The 20,697-nt window shown below is 48.3% G+C and carries 17 protein-coding genes; 13 read left to right on the forward strand and 4 right to left on the reverse strand.

The window, feature by feature from the left end:
• The first annotated feature begins 317 nt into the window (after positions 1 to 317).
• The 13 genes from ABFB09_RS05720 to ABFB09_RS05780 all read left to right on the forward strand — a co-directional run bounded on the left by ABFB09_RS05720 (position 318) and on the right by ABFB09_RS05780 (position 18,822).
• On the forward strand, positions 318 to 1,130 hold the full coding sequence (locus ABFB09_RS05720) for a radical SAM protein (RefSeq protein WP_347000541.1): 813 nt from the start codon (positions 318 to 320) through the stop codon (positions 1,128 to 1,130).
• 23 nt (positions 1,131 to 1,153) lie between these two features.
• Positions 1,154 to 2,620, forward strand: a complete 1,467-nt coding sequence (locus ABFB09_RS05725; protein ID WP_347000542.1) for a radical SAM protein — start codon at positions 1,154 to 1,156, stop codon at positions 2,618 to 2,620.
• A 112-nt stretch (positions 2,621 to 2,732) separates the two neighbouring features.
• Positions 2,733 to 4,160, forward strand: a complete 1,428-nt coding sequence (locus ABFB09_RS05730; RefSeq protein ID WP_347000543.1) for a reductive dehalogenase — start codon at positions 2,733 to 2,735, stop codon at positions 4,158 to 4,160.
• A 171-nt stretch (positions 4,161 to 4,331) separates the two neighbouring features.
• Entirely contained in the window at positions 4,332 to 5,741 is a 1,410-nt protein-coding gene (locus ABFB09_RS05735; RefSeq protein WP_347000544.1) for a reductive dehalogenase, read from the forward strand.
• Between the two features lie 102 nt (positions 5,742 to 5,843).
• Positions 5,844 to 6,236 carry a hypothetical protein gene (locus tag ABFB09_RS05740; RefSeq protein WP_347000545.1) on the forward strand — a complete coding sequence of 131 codons (393 nt, stop codon included), beginning with the start codon at positions 5,844 to 5,846 and terminating at the stop codon, positions 6,234 to 6,236.
• Positions 6,237 to 6,382: 146 nt separating this feature from the next.
• The gene (locus tag ABFB09_RS05745) at positions 6,383 to 8,467 is read left to right on the forward strand and encodes a PqqD family peptide modification chaperone (RefSeq protein WP_347000546.1); all 2,085 of its coding nucleotides are present in this window, start codon (positions 6,383 to 6,385) and stop codon (positions 8,465 to 8,467) included.
• Between the two features lie 217 nt (positions 8,468 to 8,684).
• Positions 8,685 to 11,897: a two-component regulator propeller domain-containing protein gene (locus tag ABFB09_RS05750; RefSeq protein WP_347000547.1), complete on the forward strand. Its 3,213-nt coding sequence runs from the start codon at positions 8,685 to 8,687 to the stop codon at positions 11,895 to 11,897.
• Between the two features lie 17 nt (positions 11,898 to 11,914).
• Positions 11,915 to 12,610, forward strand: a complete 696-nt coding sequence (locus ABFB09_RS05755; protein ID WP_347000548.1) for a response regulator transcription factor — start codon at positions 11,915 to 11,917, stop codon at positions 12,608 to 12,610.
• Between the two features lie 495 nt (positions 12,611 to 13,105).
• Positions 13,106 to 13,387: a DUF2795 domain-containing protein gene (locus tag ABFB09_RS05760; protein ID WP_347000549.1), complete on the forward strand. Its 282-nt coding sequence runs from the start codon at positions 13,106 to 13,108 to the stop codon at positions 13,385 to 13,387.
• Between the two features lie 188 nt (positions 13,388 to 13,575).
• Positions 13,576 to 15,354 (forward strand): adenosylcobalamin-dependent ribonucleoside-diphosphate reductase, encoded by a 1,779-nt coding sequence (locus tag ABFB09_RS05765; protein ID WP_347000550.1) that lies wholly within the window; start codon positions 13,576 to 13,578, stop codon positions 15,352 to 15,354.
• A gap of 12 nt (positions 15,355 to 15,366) precedes the next feature.
• A complete protein-coding gene (locus tag ABFB09_RS05770) occupies positions 15,367 to 15,630 on the forward strand; it encodes a DUF2795 domain-containing protein (protein WP_347000551.1) in 264 nt (87 codons plus the stop codon).
• Positions 15,631 to 15,751: 121 nt separating this feature from the next.
• Complete coding sequence (locus tag ABFB09_RS05775; protein WP_347000552.1) at positions 15,752 to 17,173, forward strand: reductive dehalogenase; 1,422 nt, start codon at positions 15,752 to 15,754, stop codon at positions 17,171 to 17,173.
• A gap of 164 nt (positions 17,174 to 17,337) precedes the next feature.
• The gene (locus ABFB09_RS05780) at positions 17,338 to 18,822 is read left to right on the forward strand and encodes a reductive dehalogenase (protein ID WP_347000553.1); all 1,485 of its coding nucleotides are present in this window, start codon (positions 17,338 to 17,340) and stop codon (positions 18,820 to 18,822) included.
• A 16-nt stretch (positions 18,823 to 18,838) separates the two neighbouring features.
• Here ABFB09_RS05780 and ABFB09_RS05785 read toward each other — a convergent pair whose 3' ends face one another.
• The 4 genes from ABFB09_RS05785 to ABFB09_RS05800 form a co-directional block, all read right to left on the reverse strand.
• A complete protein-coding gene (locus tag ABFB09_RS05785) occupies positions 18,839 to 19,135 on the reverse strand; it encodes a hypothetical protein (protein WP_347000554.1) in 297 nt (98 codons plus the stop codon).
• Positions 19,136 to 19,332: 197 nt separating this feature from the next.
• Positions 19,333 to 19,806, reverse strand: a complete 474-nt coding sequence (locus ABFB09_RS05790) for a hypothetical protein (RefSeq protein WP_347000555.1) — start codon at positions 19,804 to 19,806, stop codon at positions 19,333 to 19,335.
• Between the two features lie 61 nt (positions 19,807 to 19,867).
• Entirely contained in the window at positions 19,868 to 20,164 is a 297-nt protein-coding gene (locus tag ABFB09_RS05795) for a hypothetical protein (protein WP_347000556.1), read from the reverse strand.
• 83 nt (positions 20,165 to 20,247) lie between these two features.
• Positions 20,248 to 20,550: a hypothetical protein gene (locus ABFB09_RS05800; protein WP_347000557.1), complete on the reverse strand. Its 303-nt coding sequence runs from the start codon at positions 20,548 to 20,550 to the stop codon at positions 20,248 to 20,250.
• Positions 20,551 to 20,697 lie beyond the last annotated feature (147 nt).

Here is a 20,697-nt window from a genome sequence, read left to right on the forward strand (position 1 = left end):
GTTATTTTATCTACGATTACCATCCACCTTTGATACCTTCATTGTATCACAATGCCTAGAAAATCTACGCATAAAATACGATGGCAAAACCAGTATTTTCCGATAGCATTGGTGTCATCGGTTAAAACTGGGGATCATGCCAACTTAGGTAGACTCATAAAGTGAATAGTGCCAACGGCAAGCCCCACGGTGGGGGAAACCAGGGTGCCGGGCTGTTGCGACCAGCCTGCTTAATATGCTGTGAAACCCCTCCCGTGGGCTCCCTGGGTGTAATCGGGGTTCACCGCGGGGCTTGCCAGACTTAAAAAAGGGAACTGATGCTGACCAACGTCTATAACATAGCCTTCGCCGAGTCCACCAGGCAAGCATATCTCCATTTCTGGGGATGTAATATCCGCTGTAAGGGCTGTATCCTCCGAAAAATTCCTTACGACTCAATGCTCGACCGCAATATGCATCTTTACCTTGCTGAGCCCAAAGGTGAAGCGGCACCTCCGAATAGATTTCTCGATCTTGAAAGTGTAATGGGTATCCTATCTGACCTCAGGCCGACTTCAGTCATCTTCGAAGGCCAAGAAGCATCTCTAGACCCGTGTTTCGCCTTAATCGCCAAAACCCTGCATCAAAGGTTCAAAACCCAAAATATCCTTCTGACTAATGGGCTGAATATGCCTGATCTTTCGCACGTCGACAAGGTAGCGGTAGGCCTTAAGTGCTTCGATGAGGACTTACACATCGACTATACCGGCTTTTCAAACCGGCAGATACTTTCCAATTTCCGGAGGATCCATGCATCCGGAATAGCTATTCTGGCCGAGACGGTAATCATCCCCGGATATATAGATGATGAAGAGGTCGAGAAACTTTCTCAGTTCATCGCCTCTGTTGACCGAAATATTCTGTATCACCTAGATGCATACTCCAGGGTGGCTGAGAACCATTGGCAAAGAGCCACAACGAAAGACGTCGAACAGGCAGCCGTAGCCGCCAGACGACACCTGCTTAATGTGCACTTTCTCCGTGATGAACCCAGGGAGTTCGGCGTTAAATCCATCTTCCCGACTGAGGCTGAGCTAGATGCCCCGGAACTAGCCCCAGCCGTAGAGACCCGAGAATTGGTTACTACCTGAATTAAGGACTGGAGATACATGTTGTGAGAGTACTATTAGCAGCCGCCACCACCCCGGCTTTTAAACGGGCTTTTGCCAACTCCAGCAACCTGCCTAACGCCTTGCTCTTCATTGGCGCCATGCTGGAAAAGCACGGCCATGAGGTCCAGGTCTACGACGGGTTTATGGACAACCGCACGCCCGCCGAGTTGGCCGGGTTCAAACCGGACGTCATAGGTTTTTCAGTCATTGTCGGCCCGAACATGGAAGCCGCCATCAACTATTCTAGGCAATTCAAATCGCTCCTGCCTAGCGTCAAAATTGTCTGGGGCAACGTTTGCCCCAGTGTGCTGACCGAGCAGACCTTGGCTGAAGACTATGTCGATTTTGCCGTCATCGGCGCCGGCGAACATACTATGGTTGAGTTGTGCGATCACCTGGAGAAAGGTTCTCTAGGTATACTCGAGGACATCAAAGGACTGGCTTTCAAGGACGCAAGAGGCCAAGTTGTCATCAACGAGCACCGGCCTTTTGTCCGGGACATGGACGAACTGCCCGACCCAGCCTGGCACCTGGTCGATGCCGCTAAGTACCGGGAACTCGATCTCAACACCAGCCGCGGCTGCGCCTACCACTGCGCTTTCTGTTACAACGACTCTTTCAATAAAGGATCACTGGGCTATCTTTCCGCGGAACGCCTGATTGCGCAGATTCAGCACCTTCAAAAAACCTACGGTGCCAAACATATCCGTTTTAATGATGACAACTTCACCTTCAACCGCAAGCGCCTTCGCGATTTCTGCCGTCTCCTCAGAGAGCATAGGATCAAGCTAACGTGGAGCTGCGATTGTCGGGCCGATCTATCGGCAGAAGATGCCGCAATGATGGCAAAGGCTGGTTGCGTGTCGGTCACTCTTGGATTCGAAACTGGCAGTCAGCGGATGCTCGAATTTATTCAAAAGGGCATTGCCGTCGACCAAATGGTCGAGACCTTCTGGCTTCTTATCAAGAACAAGATCCGTGCTTCCCTTTACATCATGCACGGCTTCCCCACGGAGACAGCAGAGGATTTTAAAGCGACCCACGAACTCTTAGCGAGGCTGGACAACCCTTACTACTTGTATAACCGTTTTCGTCCACTACCTGGAACGAAACTTTTTGACTATTGCATCGAGCACGGGATGATAAACCCGCCCAAGACACTTGCCGAGTGGCCTGATTACATGATGCAGTACTCCAATCGTATAAACCTCAGCGATGTACCCGACTCAATGATCAGCGAAGCCATGGCTCATTACCTAAATACTTACGCTTTGAATCGGTTCCGTTTCACCCTTAAACACGATCCCGGCTATTTCAAGATTGTTCTGACCAATCCTCGCAAGTTCTTCAGAGAAGTTCTTAGTCTAGTCAAGAACCAGATCTATGTCGTCAAATCCAAGAAACATCTATCCGGTTTTGCTATTAGCTTGAAAGAAGCTCATGCCAAGCTTGTGTCAAAGCCAGGCTGAAGAACCTGAAAACATGGAATTGGAGAATGTATGAACAATTGACCTCCGCGAAAGTCCAGGGGGCATGGAAACGACCGGGTCCAGAAAAAATACAAAAACAAAGGAGAATTCTATGTCGCTTTTCCATTCAACGCTTTCAAGAAGAGACTTCATGAAGAGCCTAGGTTTGGTCGGCGTCGGCGTCGGCGCACTGACTTCCCAGATCTTTCATGACCTTGATGAGCTGGCATCCAGTGACATGGCTAACCCTAAAAGGCCTTGGTTCATCAGAGAGAGGGAGCTCGAAAATCCCACTATGGAACTAGATTGGAGCCAGATAAAGAGATTCACTTCAACAAATAGCGCTCTTTCGAATAATGCTTTGTATGATACCAACTATCCAAATGTCCTAACAGGCGCGGTTGAAAATCGAAAAAAATGGATCCTCGACAATAGTCCCGGTTGCACGCTAAAGGATAATGCACTGAATAATTCTGTTGGTCTTCCAACTGGTTCTACAGCTCCCTGGGTACCAACGGCCACAACTCCTGAAAAATTAGGAGTTCCGAAATACCAAGGTACACCAGAGGAAAACGCTCGAATACTCCGGTCTGCTCTTCGCTTCTTCGGTGCAGCATTGATTGGGTACGTGCCACTGACCGCAAACACAAAAAATCTTGTCTATAGTAATGGTTATACTTTTGAAGATACCGCAAACGGTTATTTAGATACAAACAAGGGCAAGGTCATTCCAAATTCGGGAATGACTGTAATTCCAGTAAGTTCATTGACTCCAGTTACTTCTCTCATGACGGCTCCAAGCATTTTGGGCCACGCCGGTAACAATTTACAAAACAGGCTCAGAGATCAGGCAACCAGTTCCGGCTCCCGGTTCTTGGCGGCATTAGGATACGATGGTTTAAACGGTGGAATCGGTCCAGCACCTGGATTTAGCTGTCTCGCCGGTGGTGGTGAGATTGCACGGACCGGAGGTGGACTTATCTCGGCAAGCTACGGCATCGGATTAGGCACGAGTGCCATAACTACTAATCTTCCGTTAGCACCCACCCATCCAATCGACGCTGGTATCGCGAAGTTTTGCTGCAGTTGTGCGAATTGCGCCCAAGTCTGTCCCAGTTCTTCTATTCCCACCGACCATGAACCTACTTGGGAGTTACCAGACTATGTTTACAGTAAAATTCCAGGCAATTCAGCCCAATTTTCCATCCCAGGGAAAAAGGCGTTCTGGTTCAATGCGTCAACCTGTACTAGTTACAGCATGTCGATTTCACGATGCCTCTCATGTGTATCGAGTTGTGTCTTCACAAAAATGAATAGTTCGAATATTCATGAGACGATTAAATCCATTATTGCCAACACTCCTATGCTTGATGGATTTTTCGCCAATATGGATCAAATGTTCGGTTACGGTAATCAGGAGTTTAAAGCTGGTATCGGCCCGCCGACCGGCACATTTAACGCGACTGGTGTTGATTGGTGGAAATGGGAATTGGCACCAAATGGGGCAGAGCAACGGTTCTTCTCAAATATGTCACAGTAATTTGTTAATGTTCACACTCTGAGCAAAGGGAGGTGCAGGAAGCGAATTAATTGAAATTGACCTCGGGAAAAGTCCGGATAGCACCAGGAAAGACCAGGTCCAGAGAAAAATACTAAGAACAAAGGAGAATTTATGTCACTTTTCCATTCAACGCTTTCAAGGAGAGACTTCATGAAGAGTCTAGGCTTTGCCGGAGCCGGCATTGGGGCAGCAGCTTTGACCGCACCAGCATTTCATGACTTGGACGAAATGATGGCCGCCGGGGATACATCTAACCCTCGAAGGCCTTGGTGGGTTAAAGAACGGGACTATGAAAATCCAACGGTCGAAATAGACTGGGGTCTCGTAAAACGCTTTGATTCGACCAAACACACCCTAGCCAACAACGCCATCTATGATCAAAATTGGCCTAAGGTCGTCACCGACACTGCCGCTTTTGAGAAAAAGTGGAAGACCGAAAAGAAACCCGGCTTCTCGATACAAGATTACGCGTTCTTAAGAACGGTGGGTAATCCTCCCGGTTCAACAAATCCGTGGGTTCCCGCTGCAACGTCATTCACCTCACCCGAAGCGGCTGGTGTACCGAAGTACGAAGGTACACCTGAGGAAAATTCTCAGTTGTTACGAACGGCGCTTAAGGCGTTTGGAGCTTTTAGTATGTCCTACGTGCCGGTATCCCAGAACACCTTAAAACTTGTGTATTCGAACGGGTATACGATCGAAGACACTAAAGTCGGTTATAATGACGCGAAGAAGGGCAAGGTTCTCCCGAGCTCTGGAATCACCCACATTCCGATTATGTATCCGGAAATGCTAGCTGAGTTCCAGGTTGCACCCAGCGCTTCGACACGGGCTATTCATAGCAAAGGAAACCAGGTTACCGGTGTCGTCGTCAGTTCCGGTCAGCGGTTTCTGGCTACCCTCGGCTGGCAAGGTCTCAGCGGCTCAGTCGGTCCAACCCCAGCTTTCTTCGCCTTGGGCGGTGGCAGCGAGCAGGGACGTATCGGTGGTCAATCAATCAGCCCGACCTATGGAATGACCCAAACCCATAACATGTTGTCGACCGACCTACCATTGGTCCCGACCAAGCCGATCGACGCAGGTATCTGGAAGTTCTGCCATACCTGCGGCAACTGCGCCAAAGTATGTCCCAGCGACTCTATCAATACCGACCAAGAACCCAGTTGGGAAGTCCCTTCGTTTGCCAACAGCTTTGCCGAAGCGGGGATTGCCTTCTCTATCCCGGGCAAGAAGGTGTTCTGGAATAACATGTCGACATGCGATACTCATTGTAACCTTTGCGCGGGTGGTTGCAACATATGTATGGCAAACTGCGTGTTTTCGCATCTTGAGATTGGCAGTGTCCATGAGATCGTTAAAGCCACTTTGGGTACCACCCCAGTCTTTAATACATTCTTCAAGGACATGGATCAGATCATGGGTTATGGACTTCAGCAGTTTGGTCCTGGTATAAGCCCGCCGTTGAATGGTACGTTCAATCCCAAATCCGCTGAATTCTGGCAAAAAGAGACTTTACCCTTCATGTGGGATGGTAGAGCGACTCAGAAACACGCACAGTAATCGTCCCTTATGGCATAACCCAAATCCATCATGGAACGCGAGGGGAGTTCAACACCGAACTCCCCTCGCGTTCAACTCTATGATGTTCTTGGAGGTTGAAACATGAATAGAACTGGTCATGTTACACTTATCATCGTATGGTGTATTACCTTAATTGCGTGTTCACCGGTGATTTCAGACTCGCCAAATGCCGATAATAACCACATACTTCCGACAACATCTTCAGTTGAAGATCGTCATGATGATACTGTGACACCTGTAGCTACAACCTTTACATTAACGTTGTTTGTATCTGGTGAGGGTCAAGTTATACCTGCAAAGGGCACATACAGGTATGTCTCGGGTACTGTCGTCGATCTTACGGCAGTTGCGATTGAAGGTTGGGTTTTCAATATCTGGATCGGAAATGTCGATAACACCATGGATAATCCTACGACCGTAACAATGAATTGCAACCAAACAGTAATGGCATATTTCTCAGATGCGAACGATTAGGTATATATTTTATAAAATGGATCTTTAGGGATTGGTATTGGGTTACAATGAAAGTTCTTCTCCTGTTTCCCCCACATTTCACGCCTTTTCGGCCATATTTGGCTGGACCGTCGCTCTGTGCATACCTAGAGGAAAAAGGGATTGATGTGATCCAGAAAGATTTCAACATTGAAGCCTACGACATAATGCTCTCGGAAAAATACCTCAATGACCTGACCAGAACGCTCGCACAAAAATTCGCGCTGCTCGAAAAGAAGAGCAGACTCGAGCCTGGTACTGAACAGCGCTTATACAATAATATTTACATGGCCAAGTCGGTGGTCGGAACGTTGGTTACAAAAGTTGAAGCAGCGAAGAGAAAAATAAGGAACGGTGAGACGTTTTACAGTCCAATCGAATTGTCACATGCCAGGGAAACGCTGAATCAAACTTTTTCGGTTATCTCTGCGGCTTACGCTCCTACGAGTTTGAGCTTTGCTCCGCTGGAAATGCCTTCTTTCACCGGGTCTTTCGAGTCTCTCGTTAGCGCTACGAGGAACCATGCAGAAAATCCGTTTATCCAGCTTTATCGAGATAACCTTATCCCATCCATTAAAGAAGAGAAACCGGACGTCATTGGAATCACTATTGCTGCTGAAAGCCAGTTAATTCCAGCCTTGACCTTATCGCGGATTCTCAAATCCAGCTTTGATAAAGCGCATGTCTGTATCGGCGGGCACGTGGTCACGGTCTTAGCGGATGCGATTACCAAACATGAGCAGTTCTTCAAAGAATTTTTTGACAGCGCAATACTTCACGAAGGGGAACTGCCGCTCCTAAAACTAGTGGAAGCCCTTAAACAACAAACGACGCTCGAGGACGTACCCAACCTCATCTACTATGACGGTGATGGTATCCACACCACTAACATTACGCCTCCCCTGGACATTAACTCATTGCCAACGCCATGTTTTGACGGTCTGAACCTAGAGCGATATTTCGGTCCTGAACCCGTTTTACCGTTACTCTCTTCGAGGGGTTGTTATTGGAATAATTGCGCATTCTGCGGTCATACTCTGGGATGGGGTGGACCTTACCAACCTAGAGATGTATTGAAAGTGATAGGTGATATTGAGTCTTTAGCTCATAAACATGGGATACGCCATTTTGCTTTTTGCGATGAGGGAATTTCACCGGAAGTGCTGTCTAAGCTCTCAGATGAAATTGTGATGCGGGGTTTATCGATCAACTGCTCAACAAATATCAGACTGGAAAAGCAATTTACACCGACATTGTGTCGCAAAATGGCTAGAGCCGGCTTCCGCTTTTTATCGATGGGGTTCGAATCTTGCTGTGATCGTGTGCTACGGCTCATGGTTAAAGGTACTACGAAGAGCATTGCTGCCGAGGTCTGTCGCAACGTTTATGAGTCTGGTATTTGGAATCATGTCTACTTTATGGTGGGATTTCCAGGAGAAACTTTAGGTGAGGCAAAAGAAACAGTCGATTTTCTAATGTCTAGTCAAAATATAATAAGAACGTTTTTCGTCGAATACTTCAACCTTGGGAAAGGGTCGGGTATTTATCGAGATCCCGAAAAATATGGTGTCATAAAAATTAATGATGGGCCAGAAACGGAATTCCACCTAAGCGTCTTATATTCTGTCGAGTCAGGAATATCTGAAATTCAAGCTCGCGAGCTGGCAAGGCATTGCATGCAAAAAATCGCTACGCATTATAAGAGTGCTGATCTACTCGAACTAATTGGGTATCGTTATGACAAAGATTTTATGCTACCCCTTTATCTCGCTCACTTCGAGCAAAGTGACCCGCTATTAACGCACACTATATGCTCACATAATCGAAAAGCCAGTAAGCGGGTCGCCTTTGCACTGACTCTCAATTTCATTCCACGATTAAAACCGAATGTCACAATTGAGCGAATCAATTTCAATTTATCTTCCATTAGAGCAAATATCATCCGCAATGAAGCTAGTGTTGCACTAGCCCACCCCTCAATAACTATTGTTGAACCCGAATCATTAAACGCGCTTTCAATTCCCGATCAAGGACTTGAGATACTTGCTTTGTGTGATGGTAGTAATACCGTGTGGGAGATCATAAACCGACTTTCGAGAAAGTACAGGGCAAGCCCGGAGATGATTGTTGATGACTTTACCAAGTTTGTAGATGCAATGGTCCAAGAAGGCATCGTGGAAAACACCGCGGTCGATTATCAGAGCGCCACGTAAGGTTACACTCCGATACCCAACAAGTCGAGTGTATAGATCCAGACCATACCACCTCCTAATAGCACAAAATACCGGTTGGGTTTCCTTTTACGTTTGTCGGGCGTATAATTACTATTCGTAACAGCAAGTCTGGAGTTCATACACAGGTGTACATCGGGAATGTCGGTGGGTATTAGGCATGCGGTCATTATTCAGGTTGTTGCTCTCAGGTGTACTGGTGATTGGCTTAACTACTGTCACCCTGGAAACATCTACGAAAGCCCAATCGGATAACCTCTATTTTACACAACTATCGGTAGACGAAGGCTTACCGCATAACCTCGTTTACTCAATTATCCAAGACGGCTATGGTTTCTTGTGGTTTGGCACATACGGAGGCTTGTCCAGGTATGATGGAATCAAATTCCGTACCTATGACTTTAACCCCGTAGATGAGTCTTCTCTATCGAGCAATTCGGTATATGTGCTTTTTCTCGACTCCACCGGCCGAATATGGGTAGGCACCGATGGCGGTGGTTTGAATTTGTTTGATCCAGAGACTGATGGTTTCAAGCGGTTTCAGTTTAGCCCAGACAGTACAAGTATCAGCAATAATCAAATAAGGGCTATTGCTGAGGACAAGAATGGTAATATATGGATTGGAACCGCGGAAGGCCTAAATCGCTTAGATCCAACTGCTGGCGCCTTTCAACGATATTACTCTACTGATGACCCTGAGACTGTTAGCAGTAATAACATTTTTAGTCTTTTAGTCGATAGCGACCAGAATTTATGGGTAGGAACCTCAAATGGCTTAAACCGGTATTTGCCTGACTCAGACTCATTTGTTCGGTTTGCCCATGACTCCCAACAAGTTGATAGCATCAGTGACGGTCCTGTTGTCTCATTATACGAAGATGATTCGGGGAGGTTTTGGATTGGCTCATTTATCGGAGGGCTTGATTTATATATTCCAGAAACGAATGCGTTTAAGCATTTCCGGTTCGATCCGATCGATAATAGCTTAAGCGACAATACCGTGTACGCCATCTGTCAAGATGAACTTGGCATGATTTGGATCGGAACAGCGAACGGATTGAATCGTCTAGATCCAACTACAGAACAATTTACCACGTATAAAAATAAACCCGGCGACGCTGCAAGTCTGAGTAACAACAGAATAAGGGCTATTTGCCAGGATAATAGTGGAATTCTTTGGGTTGGTACGTATGGTGGTGGTGTTTGTAAACTCGATCTGAAAAGAAATGCTTTTACTCTTTTCTACAATGTAGCAGGTGATGTGGATAGCCTCAACAACAATCTGGTTTTTGCATTGCTGGAAGACGGACCTGGGTCTGTCTGGGTTGGAACCGATGGCGGAGGCTTAAATCTGCTGTCATCTGAGAACACCTTCAAACAATACCTCTTTAAGGCTGAAAACTTGTTTCAAACAAATATTAACTCTATAAGAGCTCTACACCAAAGTTCTTCGGGTATCCTATGGATAGGTACGTTAGCTGGACTAGTAAAATTCAATCCGACTACTGAGTGCTATAAACACTATCCAATAGGCGGTTCACTAGGGAATTCAATACGAACAATCCTCGAAGACAGTTCGGGGAAGATTTGGTTGGGAACATTCACCGGGGGGCTAGCCCTGTTCGATCCTGTCAAAGAAGGTTTTACCTTTTATACTCACAAGCCTGAAAACGCAAGTAGTATCAGTAATAATACTGTGTACTCAATCGTCGAAGGTGACAATGGTACGTTGTGGGTAGCTACGGGAGACGGATTAAACAGATTCGATCCCGAATCAGGCATTTTTTACAACTACAAGTACCAAAAGGACCTTCCAAACGGTCTTGCCAATAATCAAATATTCGATTTATATAAATCTAGCGATGGTTACCTATACTTGGCGACTAACGGCGGCGGTTTATCGAAATTCGATCTCGCTACTCAACGCTTTGAGACATACACGATGGATGATGGCCTCGCGAGCAATATCGTTTATAGTGTCATTGGAGATGATCGCGGGAATTTATGGTTGGCAACGAATCGTGGTTTAACACGAAGCACAACTGAGGAACATACGTTTATTAATTTTACTCCCTATGCTGGCTTAAAGGAGAGCATATTCAATTGGGGCGCGTGCACCAAAGACAGCGAAGGAAAAATCTATTTCGGGGGGGACTACGGATTCGTTATCGTCGAACCCGACTTACTCGAAACGAACGGTCACATCCCTCCTGTTCATATTACTGATCTTTTTGTTAATGACATTGCACGACATTTTCCCGAATTAGTGGCCGATTATTCAATATTGGAATTGAAATACACAGAAAACTCCATTTCAATTGGCTTCACAGCGCTTGATTACACTGATCCTACGAAAAATAGCTACCGATATATGCTTGAAGGCTTTGATAAGACCTGGCATTTTACAGACTATAGCCAGCCATTTGCCACTTATACTAACCTAGATCCCGGTACATACGTATTTAAAGTTTGGGGGTCGAACAACGATGGAATATGGACCGAAATCAGCACTGACTTGACCATCACAATTGCCTATCCATTTTGGCAGACGTGGTGGTTTTCATTAATGGCAGGTTTTATTGTTTTGAGCATCGTCTACTCTGGTTACCGACTGAGGGTGAAAGCTCTTTCCGATCAACGTAACCGCTTGGAAGCCAAAGTTATAGAACGCACACACGAACTCGAAAAACAATACAAAAAAGAAAAGGCGCTCCACGAAGAGCTTGAACGAGAAGTAAAACGGCGAATTCAATTTACCCGCGCTTTGGTACATGAACTTAAAACCCCCTTGACTCCAATGGTCTCTGCAAGTGATGCCTTGGCGAATGGACTGCAGATACCACTATGGCATAACTTGGCAGAGCAGCTTAGACAAGGAGCAGTCAGCCTCAACCACAGAATCGATGAACTACTCGATCTAGCGAAGGGAGAAATTGGGATTCTCACCATTAAAGCGGAGCCTACTGACATAAAAGAGTTGCTTGAAGACATTACAGCTTTTGTTTCCATTCAAGCGCAAAAACAGCACCATACGCTGTCACTTGAATTGACCGAACCCATCCCGCAAGTTTCGTTAGATCGAGAACGTATCTGGCAGGTGATCTTGAATCTGTTAAATAACGCATTCAAATTTACACCAGATGGGGGAAAGATTTGCCTTCATGCGGAAGTAAAGGGAGAGATGCTCGTTGTCTCTGTGCATGATAACGGGGCAGGCTTTACATTGGAACAACAGAGAAGGTTATTTGAACCATATCACCAGAATGCCTACGATCGGGAAAGACTGAGCGGTCTTGGAATAGGACTTGCCTTATCGAAGATCCTTGTTGAACTACATGGTGGGACCATCGAGGTACGGAGTATTCGGAACAAAGGTAGCCATGTTTGGTTTAATGTCCCGATTAACGGGTAAAAAATGGGGGGACAACGATGAAGATTCTTATCATTGAAGATGATCAGGCAATCATTGACAATGTGACATTGATCCTACAAATGGGCTGGCCGACTATCGAGATCATACCGGCTCGCCTAGCCGGCCGTGGGCTGCAGCTCATTGAAAGCAAGAAACCAGATTTGGTGATCCTGGATCTCGGGCTACCTGATATGAGTGGTTTTGATACACTAAAACAAATTCGATTATTTTCTCGAATACCGGTATTAGTACTCACAGTTCGCGGGGATGAAAAGGACATTGTTCAAGGATTAGCTTTAGGAGCTGATGATTATATTGTCAAACCATTCAAACAGATGGAACTATTAGCACGAGTGAAAGCTTTACTCAGGCGAACTTCAACGCCCGAGGAAGATATAGGAATTAAAGCCGGTTGTTTGAGATTTGGCCGTTCGATTACAGAATTGCTTTATAGTGGCCAAAAGTTGCAATTGACAGTAACTGAAGGAAAGATAATTCATCACTTGATGCGGATAACTGGGCAGGTAGTAACATATAAATCGCTCGCCGAAACTCTTTGGGGCGAAGAATATCCGGGCGCCCGGCAAAGTCTAAAGGTATACGTAAATCACCTAAGAAAAAAACTCGATTCGATCGGTGCTTCCCAAGCGGTAATACAAAATGAAGCTGGCATAGGTTATATCCTTATCACTGATTCGCCTTCTGCATACTAATCAGACTTCAGTACTTCTTTCCCAACCTCAACCGATTTGAGGTTCTATTAACTGAATACCCTTCAGCTGCTGGCCGGGCGAAAGAGACAACTTAGGCGGTCTGGCAGTCTGGTGAAGGGCTGTCCCCTTTTTCCTAACACCCACAGGTTGGGTGTTTTACTCCTCACCCCCTTCCATTCGCCGTCACTCACTATCGAATTACAACCCGTCCATTACCACATCATTACTTTATATTACCGATTAGTTCCTGGCCATCGATTATGCTTATTGCCAGACGTCATATTGCTTCAACTAAATGCAAGTGCGACTTTAGTTCCCTGTATCGAAACGGTTGCGGGCATCAGGCATCAAGCTCGCGGCTAGAGGAGGCGCAATGATTGTTGAAATGGTACTGGCCTGTTTCATGATCGGTGTTTCAATGGTGGCCGCCGGCCGCATCCGCACCGAATCTACCCGCCGCGACAACTAACAGAATTTTAGAGTGCGAGGAATAAGATGATGATGATTATGGAGAAGGCGGTCGTCAAGGTTAAAACCAGCGGCGCCGAGGCCCTGCTTGAGCCGCCGAAGATGAATTCGGTCACCCTAGAATACTACCTCCGGGGCCTTCATTATCCCGCTGGAAAAGCTGAAATCATCGCCCATGCTGAATCCAGCGGCGCGCCGGGCAATGTCATGGCTTTCTTCGTCAACCGCCTGCCGTCGCGGCAATTCCAGTCGGCATCGGACATCAGCTTCACCGTCTTCGTCAGTTCTTACATGTTCGGCCAGGACTAGCTAACCTTAACAACTTAATCGTCGTTCTCGGGCAAGCCTCACGGTGGGGGAAACCAGGGTGCCGGGCTGTTGCGACCAGTCTGGCTTAATAAGCTGTGAAACCCCTCCCGTGGGCTCCCTGGGTGTAATCGGGGTTCACCGCGGGGCTTGCCCACCCTTTAAAACGCCTTTCCTTCATAGGAGAGAAAATGGTCATCGATATAATCAAAGAAACCAGGCCGGCGCTCACTCCCAACGCCCTCAGGGTGCTGGAGAAGCGCTACCTCCGTCGCAACCGCCGGGGCGAGCTTATAGAGACGCCGGAAGAGATGTTCCGCCGCGTCGCTCAGGCCGTAGCCTCAGCCGAACTCATCTATGATCCTCTGGCCGATACCGACATCATGGCCGGCGAGTTCTACCGGCTGATGACCTCGCTTGAATTCCTGCCCAACTCACCCACCCTCCTTAACGCCGGCACCGCAGTGGGGCAATTATCATCCTGTTTCGTCCTGCCGGTGCCCGATTCCATCGAAGAGACCTTCGACGCGGTGAAGTACACCGCTCTGATCCACAAGAGTGGCGGCGGCATCGGCTTCGATGTCTCCAGGGTCCGGCCCAGGGGGGCAGCGGTAGGCGAACACCTGGATGCCGCCGGCGGCCCGGTGGCTCTTGTCCACGTCATCGCCGGCGCGGCCGATTACATCCGCCAGGGCGGCATACGGCGCGGCTGCAACTCGGTGGTCATGAGCGTCACTCACCCGGATATCCTTCATTTCATTAAAGCCAAGTCCGATCCCAACGTCCTGACCAATTTCTACAACTCCGTCTCGGTCACTGATGACTTCATGACCCGGGTCAGGAATGGAGAGGATTACTTCCTTATCGATCCCAACACCGGGGAGGAAACCGGACGCCTTAACGCCCGGTCGGTATTTGCCCGCATCATCGACCAAGCCTGGCGCACCGGTGATCCGGGGCTGGTCTTCACCGACCGGGTCAACCGCGACAATCCCACCCCCGCCCTCGGCCGGATGGAGACGGTCACCGGCTGCGGCGAGCAGGCACTCCTGCCCTACGAGTCCTGCAACCTCGGCTCCATCAACCTGGTCCGCATGCTCCGACGGGACAGCGGGACGCTCTCTATTGACTACGACCGGCTGGCGCGGGTGGTCAAAACCGCCGTCAGGTTCCTCGACAACGTCATCGACATCAATAAGTTCCCGGTGCCGGCCGTCGAGGCGGCCACCAGGCGCACCAGGAAAATCGGCCTCGGGGTCATGGGCTTTGCCGACATGCTCATCCGCCTGGGCATCCCCTACAACTCCACCCGGGCTATCACCGTGGCCGAGGAAGTCATGGAGTTTATCAACGATAAAGCCCATGAAGCCTCCCGCGAACTGGCTCTGACTCGAGGCGTCTTTCCCGCCTGGAGTGGCAGCGTCTATGAGCAGCGCGGCCTTCTCATGCGCAACGCCTGCTGCACCACCATCGCCCCCACCGGCACGCTCTCTATCATCGCCGGGGTGTCCTCAGGCATCGAACCGATTTTCGCCACCGTGTTTATCAGGAACATCCTCGATGGCGAGAACCTGCTTGAGGTCAATCCCTACTTCGAGGAAGTCGCCAGAGAGAGGGGCTTCTTCACCCCGGAGCTCATCGAGCAGCTGGTCACCTCCAACCACCTCCAGGATAGAAAAGATGTCCCTGAGGATGTCCGGAAGGTCTTCGTCACCGCCCACCGGGTATCGCCGCAGTGGCACGTGCGCATCCAGGCCGCATTCCAGAGACATACCGACAATGCCGTTAGTAAGACGGTCAACTTCCCGCATCAGGCCTCCCGGAGCGATATCGCTAGCGTCTTCATGATGGCGTGGGATTGGGGCTTGAAAGGCATGACTGTCTATAGGGACCGGAGCCGCCAGTCACAGCCGCTGTGTACAAGCGAGACAGGATTGGACCTGGTCAAAGCATTATTTCAAAGCCCGTAAGGAGAAATGCAAATGACGATTACCTTGGACCGCACCCAGGCAAAAGAGACCGCCACGCCCCCCGGATTTCACCGTTGTCTGGATATGTCCGTCGCCGAGTTGGGAACCTGCCTTGACGGCATTTCCTATCCGGCCACCAAGCATGATCTGTTGAGCCAGGCCCGCCGCAACGGCGCCAAACCGGACGTCCTGACTTTCCTGCACCTGTTGCCTGAAAGTAAATACCACCAGTTCTACGACATCGCCTTCATGGCCTGGTCGTTTTTGCTGGTTTAAATAGGTCTCTCCAGTGTAGGAATTTAGCGCCCACGGACATGGGACCGGTAGTATTAAAAATGAAAGAAGGAGGGTAAACACAATGTCCAAGTTCCATTCCACGGTTAGCAGAAGAGATTTTATGAAAAGTCTGGGTCTGGTCGGCGCCGGGATTGCATCGTCAACCGCTATTACCCCGAAAGTATTTGATCTGGATGAACTAGCTGCGTCTGGGGAAATAAGAAAATACCCCTGGTTTGTCAAAGAAATCGGGTTTAAAAACCCTACGGTCGAAGTCGACTGGAAACTCCTTAAATCGTATGACAGTAACAACGTCTATAAATTTACCACCGAAGAAACTGAACAGATGGTTCAGAACCAATTGAATACCATGAAAAAAGGGGTAGCGAATAATACACCGGGAATGACTTTGCGCGATTTCGCGGTTCTCGAAGGGTTGAGGACAACGATGCTCTCGGTCCCGTTAACTCGTGATGAACCGAGCTTCAATTATACAACCACGGCGCCCTCAAAACCTGCCGGATACACGAGAAAAGATTTGGGCTGGCCCAAGTGGGAGCTTAACCCGGAAGAAAATCTTCGAACATTAGCGTCCGCAATCCATTTATTCGGTGGCCGTGATATCAGCGCGATAGAAGTTGATGAGGATGTAAAAAAGATATTCTTTTCAAACGCTTCCAATAAAGCTATTCGTTTCGAAGATATCGATGCTCCGATAGAGACGGCGTCATCCATATCCATTCCCAATAAATGCAAATGGATGGTGGTGTTTACGATTCCCCAATCAAGACTTTCAGGATTTTCTCATGTGACAACGGGTAAATATGGCGTCTATGGCGGATATTCGGATGCGGCGGTAATGATGACCCGTATTCAGGGATTCATCAGGGCAATGGGTTGGCTCGCAGTCAATAAAGGAGGAGGGACAGGCAGCCAAATAGCTTCAAACACCGGTTTCGGTGTTGTCGCTGGAAATGGCGAACTCGGCCGATGTGACTATGTCCTGTCGCCGAAATACGGGGCACTTATCCGTCTCACTGAGTTTTTCCTTACCGATATGCCGTTGAGTCCCACGCCTCCCATTGATGCCGGGATGTGGCGATTCTGTCAGACGTGTAAGAAATGCGGCTCCATGTGCCCTTCTTCCGCGATCAGTCTCGAAAATGAACCGACATGGGAACCATCAGGACCATGGAACGGAACTGGCAGGAAATGCTATCCAATCAACTATAAACTGTGTTTGCCGTGGCGGGGTATGCCAGGACACGGCGCTGAGGCAGGAACCGGTGGCTGCAGTCAATGTCAAGTTGCCTGCGTCTTTACCAAACTGAACGACTCATCGATCCATGATGTCATCAAAGGCACCGTAGCCACGACTGGGATTTTTGATAGCTTTTTCCGCACCATGGACGATGCATTTGGTTACGGGAAAGGCTTCACCTCGCCGATTAATGAAATCTTCTTCAGCCCGGAACAGTGGTGGAACCGTGACCTGGATAAATTCCCCTTCAAGGGACGGGTCGTAGGCGACGGGTGGGAATAAACTTCTAGTTCATGCTTTACCAATTGAAAAAGCGATGAAGAAACAGAGATTAGAAGGGAGGCTATTAAAACGTATTACGCCAAAAACATTTAGCACTATGGTTAGTTTTATTCTCTTACCATAAACATCGTTGACAATAATACCGGTAATAGAAAGGGAGACCTATGTTTCATTCAACGTTAAGCCGCAGAGATTTTATGAAAGCCCTGGGAGTATCCAGTGCAGGCGTAGGAGTCAGTTCATTAACCCCGATTTTCCAAGATTTAGACGAGGCAATGGCTGCTCCTTCCGCAAGTCTTAAAAGACCATGGTGGGTTAAAGAACGAGAAATTGGTAATCCAACGGTTGAAGTCGATTGGTCTTTAATCAATCGCCATGATAACACCAAAGCGCTCGTGGGTGGAGGATTTGGTCCTATTGTTGGCGCTGAATTGCAGGCAAAATTAAAGGCTGAAACCAATGCATTGCAGTTATCTGACGTCAAGAATAACACGCCTGGGGCAACCCATAAGGATTGGGCATTGTACTCGGCATGCGGTTCATTTGTTGATCAATCAGTGATGAACTATGTTCAGGCAACTGCAAATTGGCAGCCTGGCACGGCTCCCCAAGTTTTCACCTGGACCGCTCCGCCTACCCCCGAATATTTCGGGACCACGCAATTCAAAGGTACGCCCGAGGAAAATTCCAAAATGCTCAGGGCTGCCATGCGTTTTATGGGAGCTTCACAGGTAATGTTTGGGGAACTTGCTGAACACGAAAGAAAGTTGATATTCACCAAACATAACCGCACGAAAAAAGAAATCGTCTTTGAGAACGTTGAAAAGGGATACGAGACAGATAAAAAACACGTCGTGCCTGATAAACCTCTTTGGATCGTGTCAGTAGCCATACAGATGTCTAAGGAGCTTTTCCGCCAAGGCAGAAGCCCCCTCCGCACAGCAGCAAACGGAAGTCGGTATTACCAGTGGAAAGGTGTTCAGGCTAGAACGCAGGCATTTTTGAATGTCTTGGGATATCAGGGCATAGGATATCCAGAGTTTAGCACTGGAGTGATGCCATCCCAGGCGGATGCGATTCTTTGTGGTTTCTCGGAGGGAGCAAGAAACAACAATGTAACAATTAGTCCGGAATTTGGCACGGTTGTCGGATACTTCAGTCTCCTTACAGATCTACCGCTTGCTCCTAACAATCCGATTGACGCCGGCTATTTTAGGTTCTGTCATACTTGCCGGAAATGTGCTAATGAATGCCCGACTCAAGCGATTTCTCATGAGTCCGAACCAAATTGGGATATCCCCAAGTCCTCTTTAGCACCCGATAAACCTCCCACCTGGTCAGTCCCCGGGAAAAAAGTATTCCACACTGATTTACCTTTATGTTTTACTCAATTCGGCCAACACCCGGGGTGTGGTACATGTATGGGAACGTGCACCCATAATGTAAATGGCACGGCAGGTATTCACGAGATCGTTAAGGCGACACTATCGACCACTTCGCTTTTCAATGAATTCTTGTGGAGAGCTGACGATACCTTTGGTTACGGTGTTATTCCAGTGGAAGACAGAGAAAAATGGTGGGATTACGATTTCCCGACTTATGGGTATAGTACCAATTTGATGTCTCACCACGGTGGTTACAACAAATAGTCGTTTATTCAGAGAATCAAATATAATTTTGAGAAAAATGGCTGCCGCCCCAAAGTGCGCGGCAGCCATTTTTCTGAGGTTGATATATAATAGGTTTAGTTTTATCGTTCCAAGGCCGTTCCTTTTCAACGACCTCAAACCGCGATTCGTCACCACGATATAGGATGACGTTACCTAAGTTGCCTTTTTGGGTCTTGTAGATCAGTTCGACGGCGTCCGACCCGAACCACTGCTGGCTGATGACGGTGACCAGAGAATCCGGGATGATACCGCGAATAATAGAGTTCGGCTTCAGTTCTTCCAGCTTGCTCATCTCAATCCTCGACTAGCTTAGTGGAGAACATACACCCGAACCTCCAGGTAAATCAGAGAGCTGATGTCATTTGGTTGCCTATTATAATCACAAGAATATAAGTTGTATAGAAAAAAAGGGCTGGGAATATTCCCAGCCCCTTTCTGATTCATTCGCCCTGATTCGCTATTTCATCGTAGCCACCATCCCATACGAGGTCAGTCCTTAAACTTGGTTATGGCTAAACAAGCGTAGTGCGACCGGTAGTTGTGGATCGGGCTTTCGCCGAAGCCGTTCCAGAAGTCCAGTAGATAGCGATTGTAATCTTGGTACTCCTGCTCCCGGACACCTAACAGGCAATCCGCGAAAATCCTGATACAGGCATCCTTGGCTCCCCACAAGACGATGACCGATGGCGGGATGGATTCTTCACGTTCCATCCTGAACGATTCCACTCTTAGCCTTGCGAGCTTCAAGTTGATAAACCAGAAGTGGCCACCACCGGCGCTATGAGAGCCGACGAAGATGTCTTTTCCTTCGAGTTCACTGAGAATTTCCATGAGACGAATTGCCGCTATCGGTTGCTTCCGTCGCAACGGCACCTGGGCAGCCCTTTGGCCGAGCCTCACCGTCGTTTTCGGTTCCGGCTCCTTAAGTTTGACGCCTTGGAATAGATCAAGCTGACCTGGCATTTTTTCCTCTCCTTCGGATATTAGGGATGGGGTATCCCTTTGAATCGAGATGATTTATCGATCAAGCTACCAGGACGAGTTGGGCACCGCTTTCGATCCGTTGCAGCTCGTCTGCAACGGCGCCGTTGGGCAATGACTCGCGTACTGCCTTTATCGAGCTTCGTATATAGTCGATGCGTCCGATACTACTCGTGAGGTGAGCAAGGCGCTCATCGATGTACTGCGGGATGTCGGCAATGCCTCTGGCCGCGATAGCCACCAGCCTGGCTTGTTCAAGCGGTTCGGCAGCCTGATCGATGAATTCTTCGACCATGTCCATCGCTTCGCTGACTTTGAGAGCACTCCATTTGATAGGCAAAGTTACACCTCCATTCGGGCATAGTAGCCCTTCTTATTTGCCGGCATTGATGACCCTGTGCCGGCGGACAGGGATCCCCTGGGCTAATATTCGTCTGGGAATAGAATCGTCGTCGCCGACCGGTCGGCCTCGGTGATAATCCAGATATTGGGCAATCCCGCGGCCGTGTACGCTGAAAGTAGCCTGAAACCCTGCTTCAGGCTTAGTTCGTTCTCCCGCTTATCAGCCTCATCGAGGTCGCCCCAATCACGTTTGGCATGGCGGTTCAGGGAGCGTCGCATGAACTCGGCAAACTCTTGATTCTCACCGGCCAGGGCGAAAACTCCCCGGGTGGCCACCACTTGGCCTAATGAGATGGTGGGATTGGTTACAAGTAGTGCATCCATATTGTCATCTCTTTCGTTAACTTTATTTCCTTTTGTGATTGGATTGCCCATTCAATCAAAACGAAAGGGGATGTTCCCGCCGCTTGGGGTAGGAATATCCCCTTACAAAAAGAAAGCACAAAAAGAGGCTGTGACACCTCTTTCTGT

The organism is Dehalogenimonas sp. THU2 (assembly GCF_039749495.1).
Lineage (GTDB): Bacteria > Chloroflexota > Dehalococcoidia > Dehalococcoidales > Dehalococcoidaceae > Dehalogenimonas.

Bases quoted from the DNA above. Each gene is read 5' to 3' on its own strand.
- ABFB09_RS05735 (WP_347000544.1), top strand. From the start codon at position 4,332: ATGAAGAGTCTAGGCTTTGCCGGAGCCGGCATTGGGGCAGCAGCTTTG.
- ABFB09_RS05785 (WP_347000554.1), bottom strand. From the start codon at position 19,135: ATGAGCAAGCTGGAAGAACTGAAGCCGAACTCTATTATTCGCGGTATC.
- ABFB09_RS05775 (WP_347000552.1), top strand. From the start codon at position 15,752: ATGAAAAGTCTGGGTCTGGTCGGCGCCGGGATTGCATCGTCAACCGCT.
- ABFB09_RS05780 (WP_347000553.1), top strand. From the start codon at position 17,338: ATGTTTCATTCAACGTTAAGCCGCAGAGATTTTATGAAAGCCCTGGGA.
- ABFB09_RS05765 (WP_347000550.1), top strand. From the start codon at position 13,576: ATGGTCATCGATATAATCAAAGAAACCAGGCCGGCGCTCACTCCCAAC.
- ABFB09_RS05730 (WP_347000543.1), top strand. From the start codon at position 2,733: ATGTCGCTTTTCCATTCAACGCTTTCAAGAAGAGACTTCATGAAGAGC.
- ABFB09_RS05760 (WP_347000549.1), top strand. From the start codon at position 13,106: ATGATGATGATTATGGAGAAGGCGGTCGTCAAGGTTAAAACCAGCGGC.
- ABFB09_RS05755 (WP_347000548.1), top strand. From the start codon at position 11,915: ATGAAGATTCTTATCATTGAAGATGATCAGGCAATCATTGACAATGTG.
- ABFB09_RS05770 (WP_347000551.1), top strand. From the start codon at position 15,367: ATGACGATTACCTTGGACCGCACCCAGGCAAAAGAGACCGCCACGCCC.
- ABFB09_RS05720 (WP_347000541.1), top strand. From the start codon at position 318: ATGCTGACCAACGTCTATAACATAGCCTTCGCCGAGTCCACCAGGCAA.
- ABFB09_RS05740 (WP_347000545.1), top strand. From the start codon at position 5,844: ATGAATAGAACTGGTCATGTTACACTTATCATCGTATGGTGTATTACC.
- ABFB09_RS05790 (WP_347000555.1), bottom strand. From the start codon at position 19,806: ATGCCAGGTCAGCTTGATCTATTCCAAGGCGTCAAACTTAAGGAGCCG.
- ABFB09_RS05800 (WP_347000557.1), bottom strand. From the start codon at position 20,550: ATGGATGCACTACTTGTAACCAATCCCACCATCTCATTAGGCCAAGTG.